This is a genomic window from Microbacterium sp. EB106-03-03-XG65 (genome assembly GCF_058791955.1).
Genome location: NZ_JBYTEB010000001.1, coordinates 1,417,558 through 1,429,845, shown reverse-complemented (window position 1 = coordinate 1,429,845; position 12,288 = coordinate 1,417,558). Strand labels below are relative to the sequence as shown.

Annotated in this window: 8 protein-coding genes; 1 reads left to right on the top strand and 7 read right to left on the bottom strand. The window is 68.7% G+C overall.

The genetic code is table 11. The features are described 5' to 3' along the window. Positions 1 to 17: 17 nt before the first annotated feature. The 7 genes from AC3WS6_RS06735 to AC3WS6_RS06705 form a co-directional block, all read right to left on the bottom strand. Complete coding sequence (locus tag AC3WS6_RS06735) at positions 18 to 287, bottom strand: HPr family phosphocarrier protein (protein ID WP_492500274.1); 270 nt, start codon at positions 285 to 287, stop codon at positions 18 to 20. A 49-nt stretch (positions 288 to 336) separates the two neighbouring features. Further along, on the bottom strand, positions 337 to 2,373 hold the full coding sequence (locus tag AC3WS6_RS06730; protein ID WP_492500273.1) for a PTS fructose transporter subunit IIABC: 2,037 nt from the start codon (positions 2,371 to 2,373) through the stop codon (positions 337 to 339). A 25-nt stretch (positions 2,374 to 2,398) separates the two neighbouring features. Beyond that, entirely contained in the window at positions 2,399 to 3,337 is a 939-nt protein-coding gene (locus tag AC3WS6_RS06725; protein ID WP_492500272.1) for a 1-phosphofructokinase family hexose kinase, read from the bottom strand. Continuing rightward, positions 3,334 to 4,131: a DeoR/GlpR family DNA-binding transcription regulator gene (locus tag AC3WS6_RS06720; protein ID WP_492501460.1), complete on the bottom strand. Its 798-nt coding sequence runs from the start codon at positions 4,129 to 4,131 to the stop codon at positions 3,334 to 3,336. The genes AC3WS6_RS06725 and AC3WS6_RS06720 overlap by 4 nt, the downstream gene beginning before the upstream one ends. Positions 4,132 to 4,293: 162 nt before the next feature. Continuing rightward, on the bottom strand, positions 4,294 to 8,952 hold the full coding sequence (locus AC3WS6_RS06715) for an ExeM/NucH family extracellular endonuclease (RefSeq protein WP_492500271.1): 4,659 nt from the start codon (positions 8,950 to 8,952) through the stop codon (positions 4,294 to 4,296). Positions 8,953 to 9,188: 236 nt separating this feature from the next. Further along, positions 9,189 to 9,953, bottom strand: a complete 765-nt coding sequence (locus tag AC3WS6_RS06710; RefSeq protein WP_492501459.1) for an SURF1 family protein — start codon at positions 9,951 to 9,953, stop codon at positions 9,189 to 9,191. A gap of 58 nt (positions 9,954 to 10,011) precedes the next feature. Then, on the bottom strand, positions 10,012 to 11,127 hold the full coding sequence (locus AC3WS6_RS06705) for a GuaB3 family IMP dehydrogenase-related protein (protein WP_492501458.1): 1,116 nt from the start codon (positions 11,125 to 11,127) through the stop codon (positions 10,012 to 10,014). Between the two features lie 76 nt (positions 11,128 to 11,203). On the opposite strand from AC3WS6_RS06705, the gene AC3WS6_RS06700 reads away from it, so the two are divergent. After that, positions 11,204 to 12,286: an FAD-dependent oxidoreductase gene (locus tag AC3WS6_RS06700; RefSeq protein WP_492500270.1), complete on the top strand. Its 1,083-nt coding sequence runs from the start codon at positions 11,204 to 11,206 to the stop codon at positions 12,284 to 12,286. The last annotated feature ends 2 nt before the right edge of the window (positions 12,287 to 12,288 follow it).

Below are 12,288 nucleotides of genomic sequence, written 5' to 3'. Positions count from 1 at the left end.
GGCCGGGGACCGCTCGTCTAGACCGCGTCGAGATCGCTCTCGAGCAGCGTCGCCAGCTCGTCGAGCGCCTGTTCCGCGCCGTCGGCGTCGGAGCGCAGCGTCACGACCGTGCCCTTCGAGGCGCCGAGGCCCATGAGCGCGAGAATGCTCCCCGCGTTGAGCTCCGATCCCCCCGCCACCGAGATCGTGACCGGGATGCCCTTCTCCTGCACGGCCGCGACGAACAGCTTCGCCGGACGTGCGTGCAGCCCGGAGCCGCTTGCGATGGTCGCCTGTCGTTCTGCCATGTCGATCTCTCTCTCGTGTCGTTCTGATATCAGGGTGAAGTACGGGCGATCACACCGTGGCGGCGACGAGCGTCGCCTCTGATGAGCTCTTGCTCCGCGCGAAACGCTTGAGCCCGATCACGGCGAAGGCGCTCACGAGGGTTCCCACCGCCAGCGCGAGCAGGAAGCCCCAGATGGGGTCGATCGCGAAGAAGACGAAGATACCGCCGTGCGGGGCGAGAGACTGCACCGACAGGGCCATGCTGAGCGCGCCGGTGATCGCACCGCCGAGCATCGACGCGGGGATCACACGCAGAGGGTCGGCCGCTGCGAACGGGATGGCCCCCTCGCTGATGAACGACGCACCCAGAAGCCACGCGGCCACGCCGTTCTCGCGCTCCACCGGAGTGAACAGACGGCGGTCGAGCACGGTGGACGCGAGTGCCATGGCGAGTGGTGGCACCATTCCCGCGCACATCACGGCCGCCATGATCAGGTACGGAGTGGGGTTGTCGGCGGATGCCGAGGCGAGTCCGGCAGTCGCGAAGGCGTACGCCACCTTGTTGACGGGGCCGCCCAGGTCGAAGCACATCATGAGCCCGAGGATCACACCCACCAGGACGATTCCCGACGTGCCCGCGAGGCCCGTCAGCCAGTCGTTGAGCACGAGCATCAGCCAGGCGATCGGTCGACCGAGGAACAGCAGCATGAGTCCGGATGCCGCGAGCGATGCGAGCAGAGGGATGATCACGACCGGCATCAGCCCACGCAGCCATCGAGGAGCATCGATGCGCCCGATCGCCCAGGCGACCGTACCGGCCAGGAGTCCTCCGACGATGCCGCCGATGAAGCCGGCGTTCATGAGCACCGCGACGGCGCCTGCGACGAATCCGGGCGCGATGCCCGGACGGTCGGCTATGGCGAAGGCGATGTAGCCCGAGAGAGCGGAGACCAGGAAGCCCATCGATGTGGCGCCGATCACGAACAGCACGGAGCCGATGTACTGACCGAGGCCTCCTGCGGGGAGATCCCACAGGGCGTTCTCGAGGATCACCGTGAACGCCTGGTTGTCGGCGTTCACTTCGTAGCCGCCGAACAGGAATCCGAGAGCGATGAGCAGACCGCCACCCGCGACGAACGGGATCATGTAGCTCACGCCGGTGAGGAGGATGCGCTGGATCCGGCGTCCCATCGACTGCGGGGCGGCTGTCGACGAACTGCCCGACGTCACCGAGGCAGCGGCACCGGCGACGCGCGCTGCCGAGGGGTCGGCGGCAGCGGCGATCGCCTCGGCGATCATCTGCGTCGGCTCCTCGATGCCGCGCTTGACGCCCGAGCGCACGACCGGCTTCCCGGCGAAGCGCTCCTGCTCGCGCACGTCGACGTCGACCGCGAAGATCACGGCATCCGCCTGGTCGATCACGCTCTGCGGAAGCGGCTTGTAACCGCTGGAGCCCTGCGGCTCGACCACCAGATCGACTCCCTCGGCGCGACCGGCCGCGGTCAGGGCGTCGGCGGCCATGAACGTGTGCGCGATGCCGGTGGCGCACGCGGTGACGGCGACGATCCGCGCACGCCCTCCGCCGGCGGCAGGAGCGGCAGTCGAAGTCTCCGCCGCAGCCGGGGTCTCAGCGACGGACTCCTCTGCGGCCGGCTCGTCCGCGATCGCGGCGTCGACGATGGCGACCACCTCGTCAGCGGTCTTCGCCGCCCGCAGCGACGCGGTGAACTCGTCCTGCATGAGACTGCGCGCGAGCTTCGACAGCATCGCGAGATGGGCCTCCGCAGCGGTGTCGGGCGCGGCGATCAGGAAGACCAGGTCCGCCGGACCGTCGGGGGCGCCGAAGTCGACGCCGGGTGCGAGCCGCGCGAAGGCGAGGCTCGGGATCGTGACCGACGCGCTCTTGGCGTGCGGGATCGCGATGCCCCCGGGAAGCCCGGTCTCGTCTTTCTCCTCGCGTGCCCAGGCGTCGGCGAACAGCGCGTCGGCGTCGTCGGCACGACCCTCGGCAGCGACCAGCGCGGCGAGCGCGCGGATCACCGCCGCTTTGTCGGCGCCGAGGGGTGCGTCGATGCTGACGAGCTCGGTGGTGATGGTGTCGGACATGATGACCTCCAGTGGTCGTCAGTGATCAGATCGATCGAACAGTGATGTCGTGGTGTCCGAGATCGGCCGGCGTCGGCACCTGGGTTCCCGGAAGAGAGGCCGCCGCGGCGCCGTAGCGGATGGCGGACGTGAGTCGTGCCGTGGAGTCGGCCCCCGCGAGATCGGCGAGCAGATAGCCGGCGAGCGAGCTGTCCCCCGCCCCGACCGTGCTGACCACTCGGATGCGGGGCGCGGCGGCGAGACGTGCGTCGTCTGCCGTGACGAGCGCGGCACCGGCGCCGCCGAGGGTGATCAGAGCGGCGCCGACGCTCCCCGGCACGAGGGCGCGAACGGCGTCGACGATCGCCTCGGGGTCGGTTGCATCGATGACCGTGCCGAGGAGTTCGGCGAGCTCTTCATCATTCGGCTTGATGAGGTCGACCGCACCGTGCGCGACGACCTCGCGCAGCGCAGCACCCGACGCATCGACGGCGATTCGCGGCGCGTTCACGCCCCATCGAGCGCGCACCTCGCGGATCACGTCGAGGTAGAACGACGCGGCGGTCGACTCGGGGAGCGAGCCCGCGAGCACCAGCCATGCGGCATCCTCGCTCGCATCCACGACCGCCTGCACCACCGCCTGTGAATCGACGGGAGTCAGCGGAGTCCCGGCCAGATTGATCTTCGTGGTGACCCCGTCGGGATCCGTGATCGCGAGGTTGGTGCGCGCATGCCGGTCGACGGGAACCGCCACCGCCGCGATGCCTGCCGCCGTGAGGGCGATGCGATACGGGTCGTCGGCGGAGAGCGGGAGAACCGCGATCGTGTCGGCGCCCGCCGCGGCGACGACGCGCGACACGTTGATGCCCTTGCCGCCCGCCTCCTCGCGGGCCGAGCTCGCGGACTGGACCTGCCCCGCACGGAGAGCCGCATCGATCGCGATCGTGCGGTCGAGAGCGGGGTTGATGGTCAGGGTGACGATCATGCGATCCAGACCTCCACGTCTGCATCCGCGAGCGCTGCAGAGAGCTCGGCCGACGGCTCGACGTCGGTCACGAGCACGTCGATGTCCGACAGTGAGGCGAAAGACACCAGCAGCTCTCTGTCGAGCTTGCTCGAGTCCGCCACCACGATCACCCGCCGCGCCGCTCGCACGATGGCTGCCTTCACCGAGGCCTCCTCGGGGTCGGGAGTGCTGAGGCCGAAGCCCGCCGAGATGCCGTTGACTCCGACGAAAGCGACGTCGGGACGCAGGCGAGCGATCGTCGCGACCGTCTCGGCCCCCACAGCCGCCGCGGTGACCCCACGGATGCGTCCGCCGATGACAGTGAGCGAGATGTCGTCGGCGGCGGCGAGCACCGGAGCGATCGTCAGCGAATGCGTCACTGCCTCGACACGCGCGCGGGCTCCGGCGGAGGGATTCTCCGCGTGTCTGGCCAGCGCATCGGCGACGGCCCCGGCGGTCGTGCCCGCGTCGATGAAGACGGATCCGCGGAAGTCCCGGCCCAGTGCCGCGAGGGCTCGTGTGGCGATCGCACGCTTCTCGGATCCGTGCTGCAGGACGCGCTCGTGCACGGTCGGCTCGTTGGTGCTGTCGTCGTCTTTCGCGACAGCTCCCCCGTGGACGCGGACGAGCGAGCCCGCCTCCTCGAGGACGGCGAGATCGCGGCGGACCGTCTCGGTCGTGACGTCGAATCGCTGCGCGAGGTCCACGACCGCGATGCGTCCCTCGTCGCCCAGGATCCGCTCGATCTGCTGCTGGCGCTCCATCGCGTACATCGCTGCTCCGTTGCTGGTGGGAAACTTTCCCACACGTTACAACATGAAACAACACAAACACAAGAACTCATTTTGGATCTGCCTGTGTGTACTCACGGAGAACCGGGGCACGACGAAAGCGGGCCGGGGATATCTCCCCGGCCCGCTCGTCGCGCTGTCAGATCAGAACCAGCCGTTGATGAGGTTCCACAGCCAGTCGATGATGCCGCCGATGATGCCGCCGACGCCTCCTGCACGGTTGACGGTGACCGTGGCCGTGGCCTCGTCTCCGTCGGCCTGCGCCACCGCGACCGTGTACTTGCCCGGCTGCGCGTTCTTGGGAACCGTGACGGCAGTCGAGAAGGTGCCGTCAGCTGCGACCTTCACGGTGCCGACCTCGAGAGGGGCGCCCTTCTTGGGGCGCAGCTCGATGGTCACGGTCTCGCCCGACTCGTAGCCCTCGCCGGTGATCGGCAGCTTCTTGCCTGCGGCCACCTTCGAGGATCCGAAGTCGATGGATCCCGCGAACTCCTCGGGCTCCTCTGCGGTGATAGAGAACGGCACCTGCACGGTCGTCCCTGTCCCGGCGACGGCGACGGTGAGCAACTGGTCTCCCGAGACACCCGACGGCACAGCGAAGGTGAGCGTCGCGCGCCCGACCTCGTCGGTGGTGTCGACGATCGTGGGATCGATCGCTCCCGTGGCCAGCTGAGCATCGCCCAGCGACAGGGTCACCGCTCCCGGCGCCTGTTCCCCGGCGCTGAACGCCAGCGACGAGAGGGCCACGGTGACCTGGTCGCCGGCACTGTAGCCGTCGGCATCCGGTGCGCTGACCGAGACGCCCACCGCACGCTGAGCGAGGTCGGGGGTCGCGGTCTTGTTGGCGTCGAACCAGTCGACCATCGACTGCAGGTCGATCTTTCCGGTGTCCCGCTTGTTCTCCCCCTCACGGAAGGTGAAGAAGTTGTCACCGCCGGCAGCCAGGAAGGAGTTCGCGGCGACCGTGTAGTCCGCCGCCGGATCGATGGCCGTGCCGTCGAGAGTGAGGGAGGTGATCCGCGATCCCGCAGCGGCTGCGGGATCGTACGTGTAGACCAGCCCCTGCGACACTCCCAGCTTCAGGAACGGACGCGCGGCACCCGCCGGCTGCCACTGTTCCTCGAGCACGCCCTTGATCTCGGCGCCGGTCATGGTGAGCGTCACCAGCGTGTTGGCGAACGGCTGCACCGTCGCCGCCTCGCGATAGGTGACGTTGCCGTTCGGGTCGCTCGCACCGGATGACGCGTACGTGAGGTTCGCACGGATTCCGCCCGGGTTCATGAGTGCGATGTCCGCACCCGTGGACCACTTCTGCACGTCCGCCACGAAGTTGCCGATCGTCGACTCGCCGCCGCGGTTCTCCGCGCCGTTCGCCTGACGAGCCCGGTTGAAGTCGGCGGTGATGTCGCCGACCTTGACGGCACCGAGCACGTCGGCGTCGGCCTTCGCCTTCGCGACGATGTCTGCGACCTCGGTGACGGCCGGGTAGAGCGCCTGACCGTTCGCCGTGAGCGGCTTGATCTCGTTGGTGATCGAGATCAGGTCCTTCGTCTTCGGGTCGACCTGCAGGTTCATCAGCCCGAGGTTCTCGCCGTACTGACCGGCCGAGATCACGGGACGCCCGTCGATCACGTGGTTGTAGGCGAGGTGCGTGTGCGCCGACACGATCGCGTTCACATCGTCATCCACTCCGTAGACGATCTCGCCGAGGGGCGACTCCGGGGTGATGCTCGAGAGCTCGCTGCTTGCGGCCCCCTCGTGGACGAGGAGGATGACGACATCCGCCTCACCGTTCGAGGTGTCTCCGTCGCGCAGGTCGTCTGCCACGGCGTTCACCGAATCGGCGATGCTGCGCACCTCGAGGTCCGCGATGCCCTCAGGGGACACGAGCGAGTCGAGGTCTTCGGTCACAGCGCCGATGAAGCCGACCTTGACGCCGTCGAGCTCCTTCACCCAAGCCGGTGCGAGCGCGGGCTCCCCGGTCTCGGTGAGGAACACGTTGGAGGAGATGTACTCCCAGTCCGCGCGATCCTGCACGCGGTCGCGCAGGTCTTCCCAGCCCTGGTCGAACTCGTGGTTCCCCGCCGCGCTGACATCGAGACCGGCCGCGTTGAGCGCGTCGATCGTCGGGTTGTCGTCGTTGATGAACGAGGTGAACGTCGAGGCGCCGATCAGGTCGCCGACTCCGGCGAAGATCGTGTTCGGGTTCTCGCTGCGGAACTGCTGGACGGCTCCCGCCACGACTGCTGCGCCGGCGGCGGCGCCGTCGGCCTCGATGCGGCCGTGGAAGTCGTTCATGGTGACCACGTCGATGCTCACCGGCGGAATCTCGGAGGAGACGCCCACGATGATCGGGTCGTGGTCGCTGGAGCGGAACGGAGTGCCGGCCTCTGTGGCGGCGAACGCGTAGCCGCGGTCGCTCCACTCCGGCGAGTTGATGCTCCAGACGCCCACCCCTGTGATCGATGCCGCGAGTGACGGCGACGCCAGCACGTGATCGAGCGAACCGAGCTCACCGTCGAACGAGTAGGTGTGCTGCTCCGGTGCCTTCTCGCGCGCGACGTCGCTCCAGCCCGCCGACGTGAAGACGTCGATCGGATCTTCCTTCGCGTAAGCGTTGAAGTCGCCGATCAGCAGCATGTCGCTGCTGCCTGTGGCCTCCTCGATCTCCGCGGTGAATCCGAGGAGCGAGTTCGCCTGTGCGACACGGTCGCCATTGAAGAATCCCTGGCCGTCGGCAGGCTCTGCTCCGCCTCCCTCGGGAGCCGACTTCGACTTGAAGTGGTTCGCGACGACCGTGACGGTCCTGCCGTCGACGTCGAACGCCTGGGCGATCGGCTCACGCGCGTTGCCCCACACCGACTCGTCCGTCACGGTGAGGCTCTCGCCGACCGTCGACACGGCATCCTTCTTGTAGATGATGGCGCTCGTGATGAAGTCGGTCGTCGTCGCGTCGTTCAGCTCGTCGGGCGTGCGGACGTAGTCCCACTCATCCTCACCGAGCGCGTCATTGAGTCCGTCGACCAGGTCGGCGAGCGCCTCGTCGAGCGAGCCCCCGAGCTTGACGGAGTTCTCGATCTCCATGAGCGAGACGATCTCGGCATCGAGTCCGTTGATCGCCGCCACGATCTTCGACTTCTGGATCGCGAACTGCTCGGCATTCGCCGCGCCTCGCGCGTTCGAGTTCTCGCTCTTGAGCGTCGTGAAGTAGTTGAAGACGTTGAACGACGCCACCTGCACGTCACCACCGACCTCGGGTGCCGATTCCGCACGCGGGTTGGTCGTGGTGAATCCGGCCCTCTGCTCGGCCGGGGTGGTGCTGTCGATCGGCAGCACCGGCTGCAGACGCCAGTCGTCGAAACCGTACTGCAGCACATAGCCGGTGTCGCTGAAGTCGACCGTGTCGCCGTTTCGGACGACCTGATCCTTCGTGAAGTACGGCTGATCGTTCGGGTGACCGCTGTTTGTCACCTGGATCGACCAGGCGTCGTCGAGCAGGATGCGGTTCGCGCGGTTGGCCGCGGCGATCGCAGCCGCCTCGTCACCCGGGCGGCTCAGCTCCGTGCTCTTGACGTTCAGATCCTCGCCGGCGTTGAGCCACAGCGTGCCGAAGTTGTAGAGCTGGTGGCTGGAGGCCAGCCGATAGGTGCCCGCCGGTGCGACGTACATGTTCTCGTACTGCTCGCGATCGGCTCCGACCACGGTGTCCGGCAGCGGGGTGAGAGCGGGAACGCCGACGCCGGCCTGAACGACCGAGACGCCTGCGAGCGAACCGGGGTTGATCTGCGTCTGCCCGAAGTACTCTCCCACCGAGCCCGTGACCGAGATCAGATCGCCGATGGCCAGCGTCGGCGCGAGTGCGTTGAGATACACGAAGACGCCGTCGGAGGCTCCCGGAGTCGAGTCGGTCTCGCCGCCCGAGCCCTGGGTCTGAATCACCACGCCCTTGTATCCGCCGGTGCGGAAGTCGGCGGTCACGACGCCCTCGACGGTGACTGTCTGGCCGCTCAGCGGCGAGACGTCGGTGGTGCCCTGGACCTCGGCGATCGACACCTTCACGGGATCGGTGCCGGGGTCGGTGCCCGGGTCGGTGCCCGGGTCGGTGCCCGGGTCGGTGCCGCCGGAGTTCTGGGGAGTGATCGACGCGGAGAGCGTGAAGTCCGCACTGTTGTCGTCGGTGTCGACGCCTGCCGTGCGATTCAGCGACTTGACGTCGGTGTTGCCCGTGGGCGGAGTCGCCGCCTTCGTCTCGAAGGTGTTCGAGGTGCCGTAGCCGAGCACGTCGACCACGCCGTCGACGCCCGCCACCGATCCCGGGGCGAGCGTGACCGCTGCGGTGCCCTTCACCAGAGCGAGCGTGCCGTTCGTTCCGCTCGGGTTGAGAGCGCCGACCGCGTCGGGGGTCGGCAGCGCGGCGCCGTTCGCGCCGTTGCTGCCGCCCTGCACCAGGTAGTGGCCGCCGGCGGGGATGCTGCCCGCCAGCGGGGCGACCCCCGTGAAGGCGGCCGTGCCGGTCGCAGAGCGGTACTGGAGCGAGAAGCCGTCGAGCGAGACGGGCTGGGAGGTCGGGTTGTAGAGCTCGACGAACTTGTTCGTGAACGCCGCGCCTGCGCTGCCGCCCGAGAGGTACGCCTCGTTGATGACCACCCCCGTTCCTGCGACGTCGGCGGAGGCGGGGGCCGCGATCAGGGCGCTGGCGCCCAGAGCGGCGACGCAGGTGGCAGCCAGGACGCCGATGCGTCCCCGACCTCTGCGATCTGAACCGGGAACCATGTGGTTCGCGGCGTCGGGAGCGGACATCATCAGTGGTTGTCTCCTCGGGTGTGATCTGGCGACGGCTCTCGTGAAACCGCGTCTGCGCGGGCTCTCAGCTGACGCACATGTGAGCGAGCATACGGAGGCCCTCAGACAACCTCAACGGAGTTTTCCGATTGGTAACCAAGCCCTCACCGAACGTCCGGAACCGCCCCTGACAAAGGTAGAAAGCGGCGCCGGAGAACGCTCGCATGCGCGAATCCTCATGCGCGGATGCGCGCGGATCAGACGGCTGCCGAGCCCGAAGCCGCGTCCTCGAACTCCTCGACCTCACGCTCCCAGGCGTCCTTCGCGAGCCGGTACCAGAGATAGAACGCGAAACCGGCGAAGATCGCCCACTCCGCCGCATAGAAGATGTTCAGCCAGTTCACCGGCGACATCTCCTCGGGCGCCGGCGACGAGATGTCGACCAGCCCGGCGGCTGCGGTGTCGGCGGCGAGGAACGGGCGGTAGACATCGAGCTGTTCGGTGTCGTGCCAGAAGCTGAGCAGCGCAGCGGTCGACATGCGGTCCATCCGCAGCGGATCATCGGCGGGAGGCAGGGAAGGCCCCTCGTCCGAGATGATGCGTCCGGTGACCTCGACCTCGGTCCCGTCCTCCGCCTCAGCTGCGAGCTCATCGACCGCCGCATCCGCGACGGCACGGTCGGCCGTCCATCCGAGTGCCACCGCGATCGAGGTGCGGTCGGCGACCCGCAGCTGCCCCGTGACCCAGTAGCCCTCGACGTCGTCATTGAAGCGACTCGACACCACGAGGAAGTCCTCCGGGACCCAGGTGCCGGAGGTCTCGACCTTCTGGCCCACCAGGGGCTCGGCGAGGTACTCCCCCGGCTGCAGCACGTCGGTGAGCGGACGCACCTGCTCGGTCACCCCCGCCGGCGGCGGATCGGTGTCGATCGCGCGCTCGAGCTGCCACTGGCCGAGCCAGGCGAAGACGCCCGCGACCACGAGGCACAGCACGAGCATCCCGATCCAGCGACCCCGCAGCATGACCTCACGAAGGGTCGGGGGGAACAGGCTTGGTGATGTCACGGTGTCGAGCAGTGCCTCAGGCCTCGTAGGGCGCCAGGACGACCTCGACCCGCTGGAACTCCTTGAGGTCGGAGTATCCGGTGGTCGCCATCGACTTGCGAAGCGCCCCGATCAGGTTCGCCGTGCCGTCGACGACGGGGGCCGGGCCGTAGAGGATCTCCTCGAGGGTGCCGATGCCGCCCACCTCGACGCGCCGACCGCGAGGGAGCTTCGGGTGATGAGCCTCAGGACCCCAGTGGAATCCCCGACCGGGAGCATCCGTGGCGCGGGCCAGAGCGACGCCGAGCATGACGGCGTCGGCACCCATCGCGAGCGCCTTGACGATGTCGCCCGACGTGCCCACGCCGCCGTCGGCGATCACGTGCACGTAGCGCCCGCCGGACTCGTCGAGATAGTCACGACGAGCGGCGGCGACGTCGGAGACGGCCGTCGCCATGGGCGCGTGGATGCCGAGGGTCGCGCGCGTCGTGGACGCTGCGCCTCCGCCGAATCCGACGAGGACTCCGGCCGCCCCCGTGCGCATCAGATGCAGGGCTGCGGTGTAGGTCGCGGCGCCGCCGACGATCACGGGGACGTCGAGGTCGTAGATGAACTTCTTGAGGTTCAGCGGCTCGTCGACGCTCGAGACATGCTCGGCCGACACCGTGGTGCCCCGGATCACGAACAGGTCGACGCCCGCGGCGGCGACGGTGTCGTAGAACTCCTGCGTACGCTGCGGCGTCAGCGATCCGGCGACGGTCACGCCGGCCTCGCGGATCTCTGCGATGCGCTGCGTGATCAGCTCGGCCTTGATGGGCTCCGCGTAGAGCTGCTGCATGCGAGCGGTCGCCCGCCCCTCGTCGAGACCCGCGATCTCGGCCAGCAGGGGCTCGGGGTCGTCGTAGCGCGTCCAGAGGCCCTCGAGGTCGAGCACACCGAGGCCGCCGAGCTCTCCGAGCATGATGGCGGTCCGCGGGCTCACGACCGAGTCCATCGGGGCGCCGAGCACCGGGATGCCGAAGCCGAAGGCGTCGATCGTCCATGCGGTCGACACGTCCTCCGGGTTTCGCGTGCGCCGGGACGGCACCACCGCGATGTCGTCGAACGTGTACGCGCGTCGCGCGCGCTTGCCTCGGCCGAGCTCGATCTCCATGGTCACCACTCCAGACTACCGGGCGCACGCCACGGTTCCGACGGCTGCGAGACTGGGTGAGAGCTCGGGAGGCAGTATGTCGGTGGAAGCCGTGGAAGTGGCCGTGGTCGGCGGTGGCGTGATGGGACTCGCGACGGCGTGGGAGCTCACGCGGCGAGGGCTCACTCCCGTCGTGTTCGAGCGACACGGCCGCGGACACCACGAAGGCGCCTCGCATGGGGCCACCCGCAACTTCAACAACGCCTACGCGGAAGACCACTACCTCGATCTGCTCGTGCGCGCGCGGGAGGGGTGGGATGCCCTGGCGCGCGCCGACGGCGAGCCTCTGCTTCGCCTGCACGGACTCGTGACCCATGGCGATGTGGACCTTCACGCCATCGAGCGCCGGCTCGGGGAACGCGGGATCGACGCCACGCTGCTCTCCCCCGACGATGCCGCAGCGCGGTGGTCGGGCATGCGGTTCGGCGATCCCGTGCTGTTCTCCCGCGATGCGGGCGTGGTGCGGGCCGCGGCAGCTCTCGAGGAGCTGGAGCGGCGGATCGCGAGCGCCGGCGGCGAGGTCCGCTGGCGCACGCCTGTGACCCGCATCGAGCAGACCCACGACGGAGTCGACCTGTATCTCGACGACAGCCGGGTGCGCGCCGACGTCGCCGTCGTGACTGTGGGCGCCTGGTCGGAGAGGCTGCTCTCCGACATCCGTCTTCCGCGCCTCGTGGTCACAGAGGAGACGCCCGCCCACTTCCTGCCCGTGAGCGGGAAGACCTGGCCGTCGTTCAACCACTACGTCGACACGACTCGTTTTCCCGCGACCGTCTACGGGATGCCGACTCCCGGCGAGGGGATCAAGGTCGGATTCCACGGGGTCGGTGATGTCGTCGACCCCGACGCTCGACCGCACCGCACCACGCATGCCGAGGCCCTGGCCGAGTACGTGCGCGAATGGATGCCCGGTCTCGACCCCTTCTCGGCGACGCCGATCAGCTGCACATACACCTCGACCGATGACGGCGCCTTCGTGCTCGACAGACGCGGTCGACTCGTCGTCGGCGCCGGCTTCTCAGGACACGGATTCAAGTTCGCGCCCGGGGTGGGCGCGCTGCTCGCCGACCTCGCGCTGGACCCCGCGGCGCGAGCGGCTGAACCGTTCCGCCTGCGCTGACG